Raw genomic sequence first — 18,589 nt, forward strand, 5'->3', positions numbered from 1 at the left:
TTGAGAATATTATTAAATTGATAATTTGTGATTAAATTTTATTAAAAATGAAATGTTATGTGTGAAATAATGCAATATTAAGAAATCATTAAATCTTAAATTGCGATAAATTGCCTCCCGGAAAACGATTTTACTTTCCCCAAAAGTTCTAATTCCAAAATTATTGGTAAGATTTTGTGGGAAGAAATTGAAATCAGGTGGGTGAGATCATCTAACGAAATCTGTGGATTCTCTTTTATGGATTTATATATTAAATTCTGGTTATCAGTCAATTGAATGGTAGTTTCGCTGTATGGAAAAAGCTCTTCTATTTTTTCTTTTGGATTATTAAATCCAAGTAAGGTGATCAGATCTTTGACCGTTGAAATGGCTGTCGCTTTATTGTGGAAAATCAACTGATTACACCCCTGGCTGTATATATCAGTAATCTTGCCCGGAAGTGCAAAGACATCCCGGTTATACTCATTGGCAAAGGCTGCCGTACTTATAGATCCACCCCCAAATCCGGTTTCCACAACGATGGTGGAAGGTGAAATTCCCGCTACAATCCGGTTTCTCTGAATGAAATTTTCCCGGTCCGGTTTTCTGGAAGAGCTGAACTCTGTAAGCAATGCACCGCCTTCCTGAAGAATTTTCTCTGAAAGTTTTTTATTTTTTGAAGGGTATAAAAACTGAAAGCCGTGAGCAAGAACTGCTATTGTAGGCTTCCGGTGACGAATGGACTGCTCATGAACCTCTTTGTCTACTCCTAAGGCAAGTCCGCTTACCGATATATAGCTGGAAGATTGCGAAGCCTCAAAAAACTCTTCAATGAACTGCTTTCCATAGCCGGTCATACTTCTTGTTCCTACAATGCTTGTCTTTTGTAGAGTATCATCAATATTTCCTTTCTGGTAAACTATGGCGGGAGCATCAGGGCATTCGTTGAGTAGGGAAGGTGTCTCGTTAAGGTGTCTGATCGTGATCCGGATATTATTCTTTTCACAAAATTTCAGTTCTTCTTCTGCGAATTTCAAATGATCCGGGTTGCCTATATCTGAAACGGTTTTCAGACCTATTCCTTCCCGTTTTTTATAATCTTTTTTTGCTTTTTTCCAGGCTTCCTGAGCACTTCCGAAAGTCTGAACAAGCTTATGAAAATTGATGTCACCAATCTGGCTGCATTCCCGCAGGGCGATTGCATAAAGATATTCTTCGGAGATCATGTGTGTTTTTTATCAAATGTAATGAAATAAGTTTTATCTCTTTCTTAATTCATCCAAATGATCCCAGATGTCATCTTTTTTCTTATAAGGAAGTTCCAGAAAATCTTCCGGATGATTTTCTTTATACTCCTGCCACAATTTATCGTCTTTTTCACTATAATAATTAGGGAATTCCCAGATGTATCTCTTCTTTTTTTCACCCACATTTTTAAAAGCAAAAGCAATGATACTTCCCACTACAGCTCCTGAGAGATGGGCCTGCCATGAGATTTTACTCGGTTCCTGCATATTATAGAAGAGCTCTTCAGGAAGCATCCCCCATATTAAACTTCCATAATATAATACGACAAGCATTGAGATGGTAAGAAGCTTTGTATTCCATTTGAAGACTCCGCTGAAAAAAAGGAAAAATGCAAGAACATATACTACACCACTGGCGCCGATAGTACAGGTGTACATATAATCGCCGGTGAAAATATCAATAGGAGGAAGAAGCCATACCAAAAGTCCGGTAGCCAGCCAGCCGATAACAAATACTTTATTGGCAACCAACGGATAAAACTGATAAAGCAGAAACATAAGAGCGGCAATAGGAATTGAGTTTCCTATAATATGGTCTATATTTCCATGTAAAAGAGGAGAAGTGATCACCCCAAGAAGACCTTCCGGTAGAAGAGGGATAATGGCTCCGAAGCAACTGCCAAAAAAGCCCTGCATCTGTAAAAAATACCCGAACCACATTGCAGAAAGCATCAGCAATGGATATATGATCGCTCTTTTGGAAATTACATTTTTAAACATGAGGATTCTACGTCAAATCAAAAGCCAATGATCAATTTCGGAAAATTTGTCGATGAATTGGCTCTAGTGATCTGATTTTAAGACAAAAAGTTTCAATTTTAACTCTTCAGGCCATTAATTTGGCACTGATTTTATTGAAGTATTGTATTGCAGAAGAATAAATGGTGATGAAAATAGATTCTTTAAAGCCGAATATGTCTTTAAAAAAAATTATTATTAATATTTTTGCAATGAAAATTATTTAGAGAAATGAAGAAGTTTTTATTGATTCTTTCCTTTTCTATAGGGATTTATGCGAGTGCTCAAGAAGATTTAAAAAAAGACTCCGTAGTGGTAGACACCGTAAAATACTGGTCGGTGCTAGGGAAAAACACCTTAATGATCAATCAGGCAGCCTTTTCGAACTGGGTAGGAGGGGGAGCCAACAACGTAGGATGGCTTGCCGGTGTCAATTATAATCTGACGTATGAAAAAGACAAAGATCTTTGGGAAAATATTATTATCATGGGATACGGGCAGAATGATACCAAAGGATTAGGAATAAGAAAAACCCAGGATGTCATTAATGTCTCAACCAACTACGGGCGAAAGTTTTTGAAAAGCTGGTATCTGTCTTTAGGGGTAGGTTTACAATCTCAGTTTGCTCCGGGATATGAAGATGGAAACAATCCGGAAGCTAAGAAAATCTCAAACTTTATGGCTCCAGGGTATGTAAACGTCGGGATGGGTCTTACTTACAGGCCTAATGATAATTTAACGGTTACTTTACGTCCTACCAACGCCAGATGGACTTTTGTACTGGATAAAAGTCTTCAGCTTGCAGGAAATTACGGTCTGAAAAGCGATGGAGACTCTTCTTTACTACAATTCGGTTTCCTGGGAACGGCAATATATAAGCTTAAAATCATGGAAGATATTTATTTAACCAATACCGCTTCGGTCTTTTCCAACTATCTGGACCGTCCGGACAGGCTGGTGCTTGCTTATGGAGCACTTTTGAACCTGAAGGTCAACAAATATATTTCATCCAATATAACCCTGGATTTATTATACGATCATAACCAGATCGAAAAAACGCAGATGAAGCAAACCCTTGGTATTGGTTTCGCTTATACTCTTGATAATGGGGTGAAGCGTTCTGACCGTAAAGACAGCCAGTGGTGGATCAAAAAATAGATCAGCATATATAGATTTTAAAATACAAAACATCTCAGCAATGAGGTGTTTTTTTGTTTGAAAAATACTGTAATTTTAAGTACCTTTAAGTTTGGGGCTGCTGGTGAAGTTGAGTTATGTGTTTGTAGACAGTTTGTTACAAGCGATTTTTTGAATATGTTAAATTCATTTTAAAGTGAATTTTATCCTGGCGTAGATTATTATTTATACATTTGTATAAATCCTTAATTATGAAAAAACTTTTATTGATCGCTTCCGTTTCTTTCGGAGCTCTAGTAACAGCTCAGGAAACAAAATCAGATGCTCCGGCAGCAGATACCGTTAAAGCTTGGTCTATTCAGGGACAAAATACATTGATGCTTAATCAGGCTGCCTTTTCAAACTGGGTAGGTGGTGGAGCCAACAATGTAGGATGGCTTGCCGGTGTCAATTACAACCTGACATATGAAAAAGGTAAAGATCTTTGGGAAAATATTATCATTCTCGGCTATGGACAAAATAATACCCAGGGTACAGGAGTAAGGAAAACACAGGACGTTATTAATCTTTCTACAAACTATGGTAGAGAATTTGCCAAAAACTGGTATTATTCTATGGGGGCAAGTCTTCAGACACAATTTGCTCCGGGCTATGAGGACGGAAATAATCCAGATGCTAAGAAAATATCCAATTTCTTTGCGCCGGGATACCTGAATCTTGGAGCAGGGGTTACCTATCGTCCTAATGATAATTTGACGGTAACTTTACGCCCGGCCAACGCAAGATGGACTTTTGTACTGGATAAAGATCTTCAGACCGCAGGAACTTATGGGCTTAAAAATGATGGAGATTCTTCATTATTCCAGTTCGGTTTCCTGGGAACGGCTATGTATAAGATCAAGATTATGGAGAATATTAACCTGACCAATACGGCTTCGGTATTCTCAAATTATCTGGATCATCCAGACAGATTGGTGCTTGCCTATGGTGCTATTTTAAATATGAAAATCAATAAGTATATTTCATCCAATATTACCCTGGATCTGCTGTATGATCACAACCAGATCTGGAAAACACAGCTGAAGCAGACATTGGGGGTAGGATTTGCTTACAATATAGACAACGGAAAGAAACGTTCGGATAATAAAGACAATCAAAGCTGGTTGAAAAAATAAATCCAATCGATTAGATTACAAAAAAGCACTCCGTTTCTGGAGTGCTTTATGTATCAATATATATAATGTTTAAAACTCTATATCTACTTCTAATTTCTCAGCCAATAGCTTAGAAATTTTTTCTTTTAGAGGCTCAATGTCGATATTCTGCATCGCATCATTGGCAAAAGCGTATAAAAGTAATGCCTGAGCTTCTTTTTTAGAGATTCCTCTGGCTCTCAGATAGAACAGGGCATCTTCGTTCAGCTGACCTACTGTACATCCGTGAGAACATTTTACATCATCTGCAAAGATCTCCAACTGAGGTTTAGTATCAATACTTGCTCCTTCACTTAGCAATACGTTGTTGTTCTGTTGGTAAGCATTGGTTTTCTGAGCAATCTTATCTACAAAAACTTTCCCGTTGAAAACTCCGTGTGCATTGCCATCGAAGATTCCTTTGTAGTTCTGGTAACTCTCACAGTTCGGGAAGTTGTGGTGAACTGCCGTATGGTGGTCTACCAACTGATCCTTTCCAATGATTGTAATACCATTCATAAATGAGTTGATATTAGATCCGTTATGGATAAAATCAAGGTTGTTTCTTACCAGTTTACCTCCGAAAGAGAATGTGTTCACAGTCGTTAAGCTGTCTTTCTCCTGTTTTGCGAAAGTATTATCGATAAGATATGATGTATTGTTATCATTCTGAAGCTTGTGCCAGTCTGCTTTTGCATTTGGATAAGTGAAGATCTCTGTCACAGAGTTGGTCAGTACATACGTGCTGTCAAAATTGTGGTGACTTTCAATAACTTCTACTTTTGCCCCTTCTTCTACGATCAATAAGTTTCTCGTGTTATAGAATGTGTTTTCTTCCTGATTTTGAGAAATGTAGAAAACGTGAATCGGTTTTTCAATCACTACATTTTTAGGAACCTTAAGGAAGAACCCGTATTTGCAGTAAGCAAGGTTAAGATTGGTAAAAGCCTGTTCCTTTGAAGCGATGCTGTTGAAATATTTTTCAAAAACCTCTTTATGCTTGTCATCATTCAATGCATAATTGAATGAAAGAAACTCTACATTTTCAATAGAAACTTTCGAAAGTTCCTTGTGAAGCTTACCGTTTACAAAAACGATCCAATCAAAGTTTTCCTCACCCAGGTGTAATTGGTCAAACTGCTCCTTAGTAATATTATGGTGCTCATTCGGGAAAAAATTATAGTTTTTCTCCGTGATCTCCTTTAGATTGGTATATTTATATTCTTCGTCTTTCTTTGTCGGAAAACCAATATTTTCAAACTTTTGAAGAGCTGTTTTTCTCTCCTCATCCAGAAATCTGTGACGAAGACTCTCCAAAAACCCATTATGGTTTTCTATAATTTGTTCTTTTAATGCCATTACTGGTATATCTGTGGTTTGCACCATTTTTTCTTTTTATTTGAACTAAAATATGGTCATTCCAGGAAACAAGGAATCCCAATTTTCAATAATAGAGATTCTGTATTTTGCTACACTTCACAAAGAATGACAGCGAAAAATTTTTGATCTCCGAAATAATCGATTTCCTTCTTAGTTAAGAAGCCAATCGTAACCTTTTTCTTCAAGTTCCAGAGCTAAAGACTTATCACCTGTTTTGATGATTTTTCCGTTAGCTAAAACGTGTACGAAGTCAGGTTGGATATAGTTTAGCAATCTTTGATAGTGGGTAATCAAAAGAACTGCATTTCCTTCGTTTTTGAAGTGGTTTACTCCGTCTGCCACGATTCTTAAAGCATCGATGTCTAATCCGGAATCGGTTTCATCCAGAATAGCCAATTTAGGATTAAGCATCATCATCTGGAAGATCTCGTTTCTTTTCTTTTCACCTCCTGAGAATCCCTCGTTCAATGATCTTGAAAGGAAATCTTTTTTGATTCCTAATTTTTCAGATTTCTCACGAATCAGGGCAAGCATTTCTTTTGCCGGCATTTCTCCCAATCCGTTTGCTTTTCTTGTCTCGTTTAAAGCAGCTTTGATAAAGTTCGTTACTGAAACTCCCGGAATCTCCACTGGATACTGGAAAGAAAGGAAGATCCCTTTGTGTGCTCTATCTTCAGGAGCGTCCTCAACGATGTCTTCTCCTTCGAAAAGAATCTTTCCACCCGTCACTTCGTAATCTTCTTTTCCTGCGATTACAGAAGAAAGGGTAGATTTACCGGCTCCGTTCGGCCCCATGATAGCGTGAACTTCACCCGGCTTTATTTCAAGATTAATGCCTTTTAATATTTCTGCGCCATCTTCAATTCTGGCGTGAAGGTCTTTAATTTGTAACATTCTTGCTAACTTTTTCTTTTTATAATTGTATTAGCTTCCTCTGTACGTGGAGTACCCGAATGGCGATAAAGTGATCGGAACATGATAATGTTCACTATCCTTGATCTTGAATACCACCTCAATTGACGGATAGAAGCTTTCTATATTTTTATGTTTGTAATAATCTTCTACAAAGAATATAAGTTTGTATTTCCCGTTATTACCAGTCTTTTGATAAGGTAAAAAATCTGAAACCCTGCCATTATTATCAGTTTGCTTTTTACCTATAGAAACCCATTGTTTAGTAGTTTCATTAAATTTCTCCAGTTCTATTTCTACTTTTCCGGCTGGTTTGCCCTCCGAAATATCCAGAATATGGCTCGAAAGCTGAAATCCTGTCTTTTCCTGAGCAGAAAGACTGAAGAAAATCAATCCAAAAAATGCTAATAACAACTTCTTCATAGCGATCATCTTTTTCTGTGGATTATCCTACTGATCCTTCTAATGAAATTTCCAGAAGTTTCTGTGCTTCAATGGCAAATTCCATCGGAAGTTTATTCAATACCTCTTTACTGAATCCGTTTACAATCAGAGCAATTGCTCTTTCCGTATCAATTCCTCTCTGGTTGCAATAGAAAATCTGGTCTTCCCCGATTTTTGAAGTCGTTGCTTCATGTTCCAGCTGTGCAGAAGGATCTTTGATTTCAATATAAGGGAAGGTATGTGCTCCACATTCATTACCCATCAATAGAGAGTCACACTGGGAGAAGTTTCTTGCCCCTTTTGCAGAAGGCATTACTTTTACCAATCCTCTGTATGAATTCTGAGATTTTCCTGCAGAGATCCCTTTTGAAATGATAGTAGACTTGGTATTTTTACCAATGTGGATCATTTTTGTTCCTGTATCAGCATATTGGTGATTGTTCGTTACAGCGATAGAGTAGAACTCTCCGATAGCGTTGTCACCTTTCAGGATACAAGAAGGATACTTCCATGTTACTGCTGAACCTGTTTCAACCTGTGTCCATGAGATTTTTGCGTTTCTTTCGCAAAGTCCTCTTTTCGTTACAAAGTTGAATACCCCTCCTTTTCCTTCTTCATTACCAGGATACCAGTTCTGTACTGTTGAATATTTGATTTCAGCATTGTCTAATGCAATCAGTTCCACTACAGCAGCGTGAAGCTGGTTTTCGTCTCTTGATGGTGCTGTACATCCTTCAAGATAAGACACATAACTTCCTTCATCAGCAATCACAAGGGTTCTTTCAAACTGACCTGTTCCTGCCTGGTTGATACGGAAGTAAGTGGAAAGTTCCATCGGACATTTTACGCCTTTAGGAATATAGCAGAAACTTCCGTCAGAGAATACTGCGGAATTCAGTGCTGCGTAGAAATTATCTCCTCTCGGAACTACTTTTCCAAGATGTTTTCTTACTAAGTCAGGGTGGTTTTTAATCGCCTCAGAGATTGAACAGAAAATAATTCCTTTTTCTGCTAATGTATCCTGAAAAGTAGTCTTTACAGAAACTGAGTCAATAACAATATCTACGGCTACCCCTGAAAGTCTTTTTTGCTCTTCTATGTTGATTCCAAGCTTTTCGAAAGTTTTCAATAATTCCGGATCTACCTGATCAAGGCTTTCCAGCTCAGGTTTTGCTTTTGGAGCAGCGTAGTAACGGATGGCTTGAAAATCAGGTTTCTCATATTTGATATTTGCCCATTCAGGCTCTACCATTTTCTGCCAGATTTTGAAAGATTCCAAACGCCATTCAGTCATCCATTCAGGTTCCTCTTTTTTAGCAGAAATCGCACGGATGATGTCCTCATTTAAACCAATCGGGAAATCTTCGTAATCAATCTTCGTTTCCCAACCGAATTCGTATTTTTTATTTTCTAGATCGACTCTTAAATCGTCTTCAGTATATTTACTCATTATATTTTTTTAGATTTCAGATTATAGATTACAGGGATCAGAAATTCTGAGCAGTGTAATCTAGATCTTATGTCTTTCTCTAAAGACTAAATGATTCGCCACATCCACATGTTCTGGATGCATTCGGGTTGTTGAAAACAAACCCTTTTCCGTTCAATCCTCCTGAATATTCAAGAGTAGTTCCTGCTAAATAAAGAATGGATTTTTTATCAATGATAATTTTAATATCATTATCTTCAAAAATCTGATCGGTGTCTGTTTTTTGGTTGTCAAACTTTAGAACATACTCTAAACCAGAGCATCCGCCACTTTTCACACCCACTCTTATATAATCTTCAGCAGGGTTAAAACCATCTTCCGTCATCAACTGGATGGCTTTCTCCTTTGCATAGTCTGATACTTTTATCATTGTATTTATTTAGAATGATTTAATGATGCAAAAATACGAACTAATTTCCGCAATCTCAAATCGAAGCTATCTATTTTAATGATTCTGATATTAGTAGGGGATTTCTGAAGTCCTGTTTATGTTAAAATACGATAAATTTTCTTTTCAGAGGTGAAGATTCCGTTTCCTATTTTAACCTTAAATCGTATTTTCCATCTATAAAGAAAATATACAATGAAAAAAATAGGTGTTATTGTTCTGGCGCTTTTTATGCAGCATATTTCTGCGCAGGCTAACAGATTTGTATACCAGGTGACGATGAAACCTGATGCAGAAAATAAATCTGAGGTTAAAACTGAAAATGCATATCTTGATATTTCTCCTGAAAAATCGGTTTTTTATTCTGAAAACAGGATCAAAAGAGATTCTATCATGCAAAAAGCTTTTCAGGGTGGTGGTGGAAGAGCCAGCATTAGCAGAGATCAGATGGAGGGATTGAGAAGCAGTATTAATTATTCTGTTGAAAAAGATAAAGCCAATCAAAAGATTTATTATAAAGACAGAATCGGCAGGGATATTTATTCTTATGAAGAAGACAGACCTATGACATGGAAAATATCTTCCGAAACCAGAAAAATAGGCGAGTATAAAGTGCAGAAGGCAGAAACTGATTTTGGCGGAAGAAAATGGACTGCCTGGTTTACTACAGATCTTCCTTATCAGGATGGACCGTATAAGTTCGGAGGACTTCCCGGTCTGATTGTAAAAGTAGAAGATGATAAAGGTGATTATTCTTTTGATCTTATGAAAAACTATAAGATTGCTGAATTCCCTACTTTGAACCAGTTTGGAAATACTCTAAAGGTAAAAAGAGCTGATTATCTGAAGCAGCAAAAGAAGTTTCAGACTGACCCAATGTCATTCATGACTCAAGGGGGAGGAGGATTTGCGGCAACCAGAATAGGTGGCGGAAGAGGACCTGGTGGCGGTGGAGACCAAAACCCTGCTGATATGAGAAAAAGAATGGAAGAAAGGGTAAAAGAAGATGCTAAGAAAAATTCTAATCCGATCGAATTACAATAATTGAAAGGAACCCTAACAGGTTTTCAAAACCTGTCAGGGTTAAATTTGATGATTACAAATAAAAATCCCCGGCGTGAAACTTCACGCCGGGGATTTTTTATCATTTAAATCTATTGATTATTTCAAAAGCTGATTAAAAGTATCACCTTGTCTTATATCTCCGGTATTATAACCTTTCATAAACCATTCTTTACGCTGTGCAGAAGATCCGTGGGTAAAGCTTTCCTGGTTGACATATCCCTGAGATCTTTTCTGGATATTATCATCCCCTACGGCCTGAGCAGCATCTATGGCAGACTGAATATCCCCGGGTTCAAGAATTTTCTTGGAGTCGTCTGTACGTTTGGCCCAGACTCCGGCATAGAAATCAGCCTGTAATTCTGTGGCTACGGATACCCTGTTCATTTCTGCTTCAGAATATCCTCCACTGCTTCTGAGTGCATCTACCTTCTGGGTAGTGCCTAAAAGGGTTTGTATGTGGTGGCCCATTTCATGAGCAAGAACATAGGCTACTGTAAATTCTGTTACTTTGGCACCGAATCGTTGCTGCAGCTCCCCAAAGAAACTCATATCCATATAGATTTTCTGATCGGCAGGACAGTAAAAGGGTCCCATGGTAGATTGTGCAGTACCACAAGCCGAATTTGTAATACTTTGGAAAAGTACGATTTCAGGATCACTGTAGGTCATCCCATTTTCACGAAAGATCTGAGTCCAGGTTTGGGTATTCCATGCGGCCATCATTTTGACCATTTCTCCGATCTTTTTTTCCTCAACCGTTAATTCTCTTCTTTCTCCTGAGTTGTCCGCAGACTGTAAGCTCCCGGAATTCAGAATACCAGAAGGGTCTCCCCCCAAAAAGAAAACAATTGCAGCTATAATTAAAGTTCCGAGCCCGCCGCCTACGATCATACCACCGCCTCCGCCTCCGGAACCACGGCGGTCATCAACGTTTCCGCCTCTGTCGTCTGTCCATCTCATAATAATATCATTTTTTGTGTCGTAAATTTATAAAATTAAAGTTTATAATAATTTATTAAGTTACAAATGCTTTCGGGTTTATTGATCATTGAACTTTTCTACTAGAATTTTTTTATAATACTCTTTATTGTGGCCATTGATATGTTCAAGATAGTTGTATTTCTGACGGAAATACTGCTTCTGGCAGCTTTGAGGAAGGTACTGATTGACGTTGTCATCCTCTGTGTGCTCTACAATGGGGTAGAGGGGAAGCTTAGTCTTTAAAAGCTCTTGATTCTTTGCTAATGTTTGAATAGCGCTGTACTGAAAAGCGTTGTTACAGTTATATCTGGCAATATCTGTTTCCATATATTTTTTGTAATAATAATTGATCGCTTCAGTTCTGAAAGCTTTGTCTCTTCTGCTAAAAGTAAAAAATACGGTATACAGCCAGTTGTATTTGATGTGGTTTTTTAATTTTTTTATTGAAATTTTATCTTCAGGAGAAAGAAGCACATTGGAAAGTTTTACCTTTTTTAGAATTTCCACGAGATGCAGTTCAGAAACATTTTTCAGTTCCCCAATATTTTTCTTCTCTCCAATTTGTTCATAGACATTTATTTTTCCAAAAGTATCAACGTTTAACTGATCGTTAAGATATTCATGAAGAGAAGCCTTGTCCCCGGAATAAGTTACTTTATCATCTTTTTCTACCGTGACGGTTAATTTTTCTGTTGGCTCTAAAAATAATTCTATTGATCTTTTGAGATGATTGGAATTGCTGATTGAGACAGCAATTATTTCCGAAAAGTCCTTTTTATGATTGGCATTGGTTTTTATTTCCCGGTTGCCGTCATTGACACTTAGAGGCTCACCGGTCTTATTGATAACGGTAAGCTTTTGGCTTTGTATGGTGATAAAACAAAATAAGAGGACACCGAAAGTGATCCTCTTATTTAAAAACGAATATTTCATATTCTAAAATATAAAATTATCGGTTAAGTTGTTTGGTTTTCAGCCAATATGATGTTGACTGGTAAGCAGAAATTGCATCGTCTACCAGTTTCTGATCCGTATTTTTTAATAGTTTCTCGTTGTAGTACAGTTTAAATTCAGGAGCAAGATCGCTTTTTTCCAGTTCCAGAGAGTATTGCTTTACCTTTTTTACCGGAGAGATGATGGTCAATCGATTGTCTTTTACAAATCCAAGATCCTGGTAAGTGGCAATATAAGCTTTAGGCTGGAATTCCTTTTTGAAGACATCTTGGCCTAAGAATTTAGACTTGTAACTGAAATTCAGTAATCCGAAAAGGGTAGGCATTACATCGATCTGGGACATCAGGGTATCAAACTTCTGAGGCTGGATAAATCCTTCTGAAAATACCAAGGCAGGAATCCTGTATTTATCCATCGGAAGCTCTGTTTTTCCTGCACTAGATGCACAGTGGTCTGCAATAATAACGAAGACTGTATTTTTGTACCAATCCTGTTTCTTAGCCATTTCAAAAAACAGTTTAAGAGAGTAATCGGTGTATTTTACACCTCCTTCACGGGATTTTGCTGTACCCGGAATATCAATTCTTCCATCAGGATAAGTGAAAGGTCTGTGATTGGATACCGTCATCCAGTGATTGAAAAACGGCTTCCCTGATTTAGCTTCAGCATTCATTACCTGAATGGCCTTTCTAGCCATATCTTCATCAGCAACACCCCAAACATTGGCAAAAGTAATTTCTTCAGGTTTAAAGTTGTTTCTGTCTACAATATCATAGCCATTTCCACCAAAGAAATCCTGCATATTATCAAAATAACTGTAGCCACCGTATAGGAATTTTACATCATATCCTTTAGATTTGAATACATTTCCTGTTGTGAATTTATTTTTATTGTCATTTCTTTTGATGATACTTTCCCCGGCAGTAGGAGGGATGCAAAGCGTTAATGCTTCCAGTCCGCGTACAGTTCTGTTTCCTGTAGCATAAAGATTAGTAAACATCAATGACTTTTCCGCAAGGCTGTCCAGGAACGGAGTGATTTTCTGAGTATTTCCGTAATGTGCCATGAAATCTGCAGAAAGACTCTCAATAGAGATCAGTACTACATTTTTCTTTACTTCAGGCTGTTCAGCGACAATATTTCTGGATAATGTATGCTGTGGAAACTGGCTTAAAAAACTCTTTTCAGCCTGTTGCTGATTAAGCTGTGAATAAAACTGGAAATAGTCAAGCTCATTGTGAGTGAAAGCCCAGTAGAACTTAGGAAGTCCGTTGGCTTCAATTTCATCAGCGAATACATTGTCTGATTTGATCTGCATTAAAGAAGGTAAAGCCAGCAGACTGACTGCACAAAGAATGATAAATGATCCCAGTAGAACCATTTTCTGTTTAAAATCAGGCAGCTCAAGCAGCTCATCCTTGGTTTTCTTATAAATAAACCATGTAATGGTAAGCGTAACGATCATGATTCCTGAAAACAGAGGAACAACCGGATAGCTTTCCATAATATTCCCGATAACTTCATTGGTGTAAATCAGATAATCTACCGCAATGAAATTATAACGAACTCCAAATTCATTATAGAAGAAATATTCACTTACCCCATTGAAGATGATGACAAGAACATATAGCAATAATGTAATAAAATACAGGGTATTGCGAATTTTTATCCTTTGGGTAGGCAGGAAAAGCATCAATCCGAAGAAAAGAGTCTTTATTCCTACGAAAACAAGGGCAACTTCTGTGACAGATCCTCCATATTGCTTAAAAATATTGTTGGGGATAAGCCAGATGTAGAGGAAGAATAAAACCAATGCTCCAAAAATAATATACCCATAGGGTTTTTTGTATTTCGAATTGGATAGAAACAGAAAATAAAGGGCAAGGATGGCACTGGCCAGAATGAATACGAAAATATCATTGACAAGCCCTACCAGCAGCACTTTGATGACCTCAAAAAAACCAAAACTGGCTGTCGTGATGGGATGAAAAAAGAATACTGTTCTTATTATCAATGAAATAATAAGGTAGAAAACTCCTAAATACAGGAACGGTTTTATTTTTTTTAAAAACATGTATCGACTATCTATATTAGTTTTCACAAAGATAGTTTTTGTGTACAACTTATAGCGGAAAAAAAGCAAAACATAGCGTTTATTAATAAGATTTTATGAATTATTTAATAGAAAATGAGAGGAGGATGGAGGAAATAGGTATGGTTAATTACCCCAATAAAAAAGGACTATTAAAAAATAGTCCTGTATGGTAGTAAGATTGATCAAAAATTAAGAGTGACCAAACCCGATATTTCCTTTTTTATCAGATAATTTCTTTTTGAAATCAATCATCTTTAAAGCGGTTACTGCTGCTTCTACCCCTTTGTTTCCAAGATCACCACCGCTTCTTGCGATAGACTGTTCCTGGGTATCATCTGTCAGTACACAGAAGATGGTAGGAGTATCCGTCATGATATTACAATCCTTGATACCTTGTGCTACTGCAGAACATACGTAGTCGAAGTGAGGTGTTTCTCCACGGATTACGCATCCGATAGAGATCACAGCATCATATTTTCTTTCTTTGCAAAGCTGCATGCTTGCATAGCTCAATTCAAAAGCTCCGGGAACAGGGAAAAGTTTGATATTTTCTGGTTTTACCCCTTCTTTTTCAAGGATTTCCAAAGCTGCATCACGAAGATTGTACGTTACAAAATCATTCCACTCAGAAAAAACAATGCCGATAGAAAAATCTTCGGCATTAGTTATATGAAGTGGCTTGTAATCGGAAAGATTAACTGTTGCCATTTTTTAGTAATATTTAGTCATTTCAATATAAGAATCAGACATTCCGTTGTCGTAGTCCTGATATTTCTCGTCAATTGCTGAGAAGTATTTTTTAGCTTCTGCATTTTTCTTTAACCCTAAAGCTACCAAACCTGCTTTTCTTGTGAAAAAGTAAGAAGTGTATGGGTCATCAGATGCAGTTGCTGCCTGGTCTAATAAAGTCAGCGCCTCTTCATTTTTGTTAAGACCTGATTTGGCATCAGCCATAGCTCCCAGTTTCATGGCCATTAAGGTTTTATTTTTAGAAGAGAATTTGTCTAGCAAATCATAAGCCTCCTGGAATTTTCCTTCTTTGAATTTCAATAAACCGGCATTGTAAGAAGAAAGCTTACCGATTTCAGTAGAAGAATATTCATTAGCGGTACCTATAAAACCTGGATTGGCTGCAGATTTTCCACCTAATGCATCTTTATCTTTACCTTCTGCAAGGTTTTTTTGAGCAGCAAGGAAACTTTTCACAGCTTCAGTGTTCTTAGGAGCAATTACAAATTGCTTGTAAGCAAAGAATCCTAAAACCCCTAAAATCAAAGCTCCAAATACAATTCCTAGCGGTTTTGAATATTTTTCAACAAATCTTTCAGTGTTTAAAGCTTCTCTGTCAAGGTCTTTAAAGAACTCAACCGTTTCTTTACCTTCTTGCTCATTCTGAGCAGTCTTTCCCAATTTTGCCATAAGTTTTTAAAAATTGAAATGCAAATTTAATTGTTTCTGAGAGATTTACAAAATACTTTGTGAGTATTATTGATAAAAGTGAATAAATAGAGTGAATTGTTAATGTTGAATCCATTAAAAACGCTTCGACTCCGTTCTGTATGACACTTCCAATACTGCCTTTTTAAAGGTTTCATTAGCCATTGTCATGCTGAACGGAGTCGAAGCATATGATGTAGTATTCTAGTATTCCAGAATGTGGTAAACTTCTGCGTTGAATTTTTTCAATTTTTCGTCCCCTTTCAGACCTTTCAGTCCGATCAGGAAACTGAATTGAGAAACAGTGGCACCTTGCTTTTTTACCAGCTTGGCTGCGGCTTCAGTAGTTCCCCCTGTTGCCAAAAGATCATCATGAATCAGAATTCTCTGCCCTGGCTTTATTTGTCCTTCACGGGTTTCGATAACAGCGCTTCCGTATTCCAGATCGTAGCTTTCCGAAATGATGGGCGGAGGAAGTTTTCCTGCTTTTCTGATCAGGATGAAAGGAACTTCCAAAGCAACGGCAATGGCGATTCCGAACAGGTACCCACGGCTTTCTATTCCGCAGACTGCATCTACTTTACCTTTACTGAAGGTTACAAGATCTGCAATCACTTCTTCATAAAGTTTCGGATTCAGAAAAATGGGTGAAATATCTTTAAACTGTATTCCGGGAATAGGAAAATCAGGGATATTTTCAATGGTAGTTTCTAATTTTTTGATCAGTTCTGCTGAAGCCATTTATGGGTTGATTTTATAGCTGGAAATTTTCCAGTCTCCGTTTACATTTTTAAGTCCGAAAGTTACTTTAAGAGAAGTTGTTTTACCAGCCTTATCTGTCACATCATACGTTGCGTTTACGCTTGCTCCATTGGCATTCGCTGCGCTTGTCGTGATGTTTTTCACACTTACATTTTTGATGGCTCCAAAACCTGAGTTGGGATTAGAGAAAGACTCATAACTTCCCCAGCTTGGGTTGTTGGCCGTTTCGTAAGCTGCTTTTAAATTTTGAGAACTTACATTGTTCAAAAATTTACTTACGGTATTTTTAGGATCTGCCGTTGGCTGTTTCGGTGCAGCTGGTGCTGTAGGAGTTGCCGCGGCCGGATCTGTAGTTGTTGCCGGAGGAGTTGCTGTAGGATTGTTTGGATCTACTACTGCGCTTGGCTGCTGTGGTACAGCAGTTGTATCGGTTTTAGGCACTACAGGAACTTTCAGTGCTGAAGCGTTGACATCAAGCCCTACTTTTGACATTTTAAAGGTCTTAGCCGTTGTTTTTACAGAAACCGTAATATCGATCTTATTATCAACTACTTTTGCAGCCGGAATTGATGAGAATTTTAAGTTGAATCCTTTAAAGTTGTTATCCCGCATCAGGTTTTTAGCTGTAGAAAGTCTTACTCCGTTGCTGAAAACTTCTAATGTAGCTTCCAGACCAGCTCCTGTGAAAGATACCGGTTTTCCTGCTGCATCTACAAGTCTCGGAACAATCTGGATGGCTGTAGGCGCTCCCGTACCGTCATCTCCGGTAGGAGTTGTTACAATGCTCAATGATCCTGCTTTTACATCATTAGGGTCACTTTCCTTCGCTTTATCATCTCCAAAGATATTCATTTCTCCTAATGACGGCGGATCAGTACTTGCCCATTCTATTCCGTTTTTCTGTGCAACTTCATCTGCCAGGGTCATGATCTCAGGAACTTTTTTCCCGTTGATCAGTTTTCCTAAGGCTTTTAGCTCATTTACATCTCCGTCTGCCTCTACACCAAATGTTTTAAGGATATAAAGAGCTTCATTAAACTTGATCTGCTTAATGGTAGGTAAGCTGGAAGTCATATCATTGATACTTGACTGCAGCGTTTTAGTATTCGTAGCATCTACATGATCTTTTTTGCATGCTGTAAAAAGCAACAAACTGAAAACAAGTAGAAAAGAAAACTTTTTCATTTTTATTTGGTTTGTTGCAAATTTAATAAAACCTTTATTAATAGAGGATTTTATTTTTTGATTTGTTTTTCCTTCAGGTCATCTTTAAAAAAGCTGCTGAAGATCGTTTGCATATTCGGGAATGAGGGATCTTTCCAGAACTGAGTCTGGTAGTTGCTGTAATCCCTGTCGAATTTTACTTTTTCAATCTCTTTATCATCGCTGAAGCTTAATTCTGTAGGGTAAAAATTATTGTACCCAATGATCTGATTGTAATCCGGCTCACTTTTATGTTTAAGTTTTACAAACATCACTTCGTTGAATTCTAAGAAATTCTTTAAGTTTTTTTCAGAATTTTTTTCGAAAGACATATTGAGTATGGTTTTTATATCGTAAAGCCTGAATCCGAATAAGGAAAGTTCCTTATCCTGAAGAACCGCATCGGTCACTTCAATCTGGTCTTTCTGATCTCCTTTCAATTCTTTGATGACGTTTCTTTTGGTTTTATACTCTTCAGGATTTCCTACATACTTAAGGCTGGGAAGTTTTAATGAACTGCTGGTATCCCATGAGGACACTTTCTTTTTTTCATTTTGGGCATCTGCCAGATAAAAAATTCTGTACTGCTGAATATTGGTGCTCTTCAGTTTTTTGGTCTTATTATCAAAAACATAGGTGATGATCCCATCCGTATAACTATTCAGCCTATTGTTCATGGTGACATAGGCATTAAAATTCCCCTTTACAATAATATATTTGGCAGGCTTGCTGTTTTTGATAACAACAGTTTCTATCTCTTTTACTTTGTCGTTGATGCTGATAATACCTTTGTCCAGATCCGAATAAGAAAGACTAGCTACCGGGAAATTATTGTAGACAATCTGAAATTTTTCCTGAGAAGGGGATAAGGACTGTTTATCGATTTTTCCGTCAATATCAGAAAAGGCAAGTATACTTCCGTCTTTGCCGAATACTGAAACTTTGGAGAGCGGCTTATTGGTGGTTTCGGAAACAAAAGTAATGGTCTGAGCATTGGTGAAAACTGAGATCAGACAGAATATGATGTAAAACAGATATATTCTTTTCATAGCAGTATTTTGTTTTTGGGTTAAATATTTAAAACAGACTTTATTGTAAAGACGGGAAAAACTAAAAACAGTTGCC

At 37.4% G+C, this 18,589-nt stretch carries 18 protein-coding genes; 3 read left to right on the plus strand and 15 right to left on the minus strand.

What is annotated here, in order from left to right:
• Window positions 1-95: 95 nt before the first annotated feature.
• Complete coding sequence (dprA, locus tag AC106K_RS22125) at window positions 96-1,205, minus strand: DNA-processing protein DprA (protein WP_482447619.1); 1,110 nt, start codon at window positions 1,203-1,205, stop codon at window positions 96-98.
• A 33-nt stretch (window positions 1,206-1,238) separates the two neighbouring features.
• A complete protein-coding gene (locus AC106K_RS22130; RefSeq protein WP_482447620.1) occupies window positions 1,239-2,006 on the minus strand; it encodes a rhomboid family intramembrane serine protease in 768 nt (255 codons plus the stop codon).
• A 249-nt stretch (window positions 2,007-2,255) separates the two neighbouring features.
• Between AC106K_RS22130 and AC106K_RS22135 the strand changes: the two genes are divergently transcribed.
• Window positions 2,256-3,182, plus strand: a complete 927-nt coding sequence (locus AC106K_RS22135) for a DUF3078 domain-containing protein (RefSeq protein ID WP_482447621.1) — start codon at window positions 2,256-2,258, stop codon at window positions 3,180-3,182.
• Window positions 3,183-3,412: 230 nt separating this feature from the next.
• Complete coding sequence (locus AC106K_RS22140) at window positions 3,413-4,336, plus strand: DUF3078 domain-containing protein (RefSeq protein WP_047098038.1); 924 nt, start codon at window positions 3,413-3,415, stop codon at window positions 4,334-4,336.
• A 69-nt stretch (window positions 4,337-4,405) separates the two neighbouring features.
• Here the strand turns inward: AC106K_RS22140 and sufD are convergent, their stop codons facing one another.
• The 5 genes from sufD to AC106K_RS22165 form a co-directional block, all read right to left on the minus strand.
• Window positions 4,406-5,713: a Fe-S cluster assembly protein SufD gene (gene sufD, locus AC106K_RS22145; RefSeq protein ID WP_482447640.1), complete on the minus strand. Its 1,308-nt coding sequence runs from the start codon at window positions 5,711-5,713 to the stop codon at window positions 4,406-4,408.
• A gap of 171 nt (window positions 5,714-5,884) precedes the next feature.
• Complete coding sequence (sufC, locus tag AC106K_RS22150; RefSeq protein WP_482447622.1) at window positions 5,885-6,628, minus strand: Fe-S cluster assembly ATPase SufC; 744 nt, start codon at window positions 6,626-6,628, stop codon at window positions 5,885-5,887.
• A 30-nt stretch (window positions 6,629-6,658) separates the two neighbouring features.
• Window positions 6,659-7,069: a hydroxyisourate hydrolase gene (uraH, locus tag AC106K_RS22155; protein ID WP_047098116.1), complete on the minus strand. Its 411-nt coding sequence runs from the start codon at window positions 7,067-7,069 to the stop codon at window positions 6,659-6,661.
• Window positions 7,070-7,091: 22 nt separating this feature from the next.
• Window positions 7,092-8,540, minus strand: a complete 1,449-nt coding sequence (gene sufB, locus AC106K_RS22160; RefSeq protein WP_047098036.1) for a Fe-S cluster assembly protein SufB — start codon at window positions 8,538-8,540, stop codon at window positions 7,092-7,094.
• A gap of 79 nt (window positions 8,541-8,619) precedes the next feature.
• Complete coding sequence (locus AC106K_RS22165) at window positions 8,620-8,949, minus strand: HesB/IscA family protein (protein WP_047098035.1); 330 nt, start codon at window positions 8,947-8,949, stop codon at window positions 8,620-8,622.
• Window positions 8,950-9,162: 213 nt separating this feature from the next.
• On the opposite strand from AC106K_RS22165, the gene AC106K_RS22170 reads away from it, so the two are divergent.
• Window positions 9,163-10,011, plus strand: a complete 849-nt coding sequence (locus AC106K_RS22170) for a GLPGLI family protein (protein ID WP_482447623.1) — start codon at window positions 9,163-9,165, stop codon at window positions 10,009-10,011.
• Window positions 10,012-10,128: 117 nt separating this feature from the next.
• On the opposite strand, the gene ypfJ is transcribed toward AC106K_RS22170, so the two are convergent.
• From ypfJ to AC106K_RS22210, 8 genes are all read right to left on the minus strand, one after another.
• The gene (ypfJ, locus tag AC106K_RS22175; protein ID WP_482447624.1) at window positions 10,129-10,992 is read right to left on the minus strand and encodes a KPN_02809 family neutral zinc metallopeptidase; all 864 of its coding nucleotides are present in this window, start codon (window positions 10,990-10,992) and stop codon (window positions 10,129-10,131) included.
• 78 nt (window positions 10,993-11,070) lie between these two features.
• Entirely contained in the window at window positions 11,071-11,946 is an 876-nt protein-coding gene (locus tag AC106K_RS22180; RefSeq protein ID WP_482447625.1) for a hypothetical protein, read from the minus strand.
• Window positions 11,947-11,962: 16 nt separating this feature from the next.
• Window positions 11,963-14,041 (minus strand): LTA synthase family protein, encoded by a 2,079-nt coding sequence (locus tag AC106K_RS22185; RefSeq protein ID WP_482447641.1) that lies wholly within the window; start codon window positions 14,039-14,041, stop codon window positions 11,963-11,965.
• A gap of 210 nt (window positions 14,042-14,251) precedes the next feature.
• Window positions 14,252-14,770, minus strand: a complete 519-nt coding sequence (gene ribH / locus AC106K_RS22190; protein ID WP_482447626.1) for a 6,7-dimethyl-8-ribityllumazine synthase — start codon at window positions 14,768-14,770, stop codon at window positions 14,252-14,254.
• A 3-nt stretch (window positions 14,771-14,773) separates the two neighbouring features.
• On the minus strand, window positions 14,774-15,481 hold the full coding sequence (locus AC106K_RS22195; protein WP_047098672.1) for a YfgM family protein: 708 nt from the start codon (window positions 15,479-15,481) through the stop codon (window positions 14,774-14,776).
• A gap of 222 nt (window positions 15,482-15,703) precedes the next feature.
• Entirely contained in the window at window positions 15,704-16,240 is a 537-nt protein-coding gene (locus AC106K_RS22200) for an adenine phosphoribosyltransferase (RefSeq protein ID WP_482447627.1), read from the minus strand.
• Window positions 16,241-17,446: a hypothetical protein gene (locus tag AC106K_RS22205; RefSeq protein WP_482447628.1), complete on the minus strand. Its 1,206-nt coding sequence runs from the start codon at window positions 17,444-17,446 to the stop codon at window positions 16,241-16,243. It lies immediately after the preceding gene.
• Between the two features lie 50 nt (window positions 17,447-17,496).
• Entirely contained in the window at window positions 17,497-18,513 is a 1,017-nt protein-coding gene (locus tag AC106K_RS22210; RefSeq protein ID WP_482447629.1) for a hypothetical protein, read from the minus strand.
• Window positions 18,514-18,589 lie beyond the last annotated feature (76 nt).

The organism is Chryseobacterium sp. FR048 (assembly GCF_056844665.1).

Excerpts from the sequence above, each read along its gene's own strand:
- AC106K_RS22180 (WP_482447625.1), bottom strand. The coding sequence starts at position 11,946 with ATGAAATATTCGTTTTTAAATAAGAGGATCACTTTCGGTGTCCTCTTA.
- AC106K_RS22170 (WP_482447623.1), top strand. The coding sequence starts at position 9,163 with ATGAAAAAAATAGGTGTTATTGTTCTGGCGCTTTTTATGCAGCATATT.
- AC106K_RS22165 (WP_047098035.1), bottom strand. The coding sequence starts at position 8,949 with ATGATAAAAGTATCAGACTATGCAAAGGAGAAAGCCATCCAGTTGATG.
- AC106K_RS22200 (WP_482447627.1), bottom strand. The coding sequence starts at position 16,240 with ATGGCTTCAGCAGAACTGATCAAAAAATTAGAAACTACCATTGAAAAT.
- AC106K_RS22210 (WP_482447629.1), bottom strand. The coding sequence starts at position 18,513 with ATGAAAAGAATATATCTGTTTTACATCATATTCTGTCTGATCTCAGTT.
- ribH (WP_482447626.1), bottom strand. The coding sequence starts at position 14,770 with ATGGCAACAGTTAATCTTTCCGATTACAAGCCACTTCATATAACTAAT.
- AC106K_RS22205 (WP_482447628.1), bottom strand. The coding sequence starts at position 17,446 with ATGAAAAAGTTTTCTTTTCTACTTGTTTTCAGTTTGTTGCTTTTTACA.
- AC106K_RS22140 (WP_047098038.1), top strand. The coding sequence starts at position 3,413 with ATGAAAAAACTTTTATTGATCGCTTCCGTTTCTTTCGGAGCTCTAGTA.
- uraH (WP_047098116.1), bottom strand. The coding sequence starts at position 7,069 with ATGAAGAAGTTGTTATTAGCATTTTTTGGATTGATTTTCTTCAGTCTT.
- ypfJ (WP_482447624.1), bottom strand. The coding sequence starts at position 10,992 with ATGAGATGGACAGACGACAGAGGCGGAAACGTTGATGACCGCCGTGGT.
- AC106K_RS22185 (WP_482447641.1), bottom strand. The coding sequence starts at position 14,041 with ATGTTTTTAAAAAAAATAAAACCGTTCCTGTATTTAGGAGTTTTCTAC.
- AC106K_RS22135 (WP_482447621.1), top strand. The coding sequence starts at position 2,256 with ATGAAGAAGTTTTTATTGATTCTTTCCTTTTCTATAGGGATTTATGCG.
- sufD (WP_482447640.1), bottom strand. The coding sequence starts at position 5,713 with ATGGCATTAAAAGAACAAATTATAGAAAACCATAATGGGTTTTTGGAG.
- sufC (WP_482447622.1), bottom strand. The coding sequence starts at position 6,628 with ATGTTACAAATTAAAGACCTTCACGCCAGAATTGAAGATGGCGCAGAA.
- AC106K_RS22195 (WP_047098672.1), bottom strand. The coding sequence starts at position 15,481 with ATGGCAAAATTGGGAAAGACTGCTCAGAATGAGCAAGAAGGTAAAGAA.
- dprA (WP_482447619.1), bottom strand. The coding sequence starts at position 1,205 with ATGATCTCCGAAGAATATCTTTATGCAATCGCCCTGCGGGAATGCAGC.
- AC106K_RS22130 (WP_482447620.1), bottom strand. The coding sequence starts at position 2,006 with ATGTTTAAAAATGTAATTTCCAAAAGAGCGATCATATATCCATTGCTG.
- sufB (WP_047098036.1), bottom strand. The coding sequence starts at position 8,540 with ATGAGTAAATATACTGAAGACGATTTAAGAGTCGATCTAGAAAATAAA.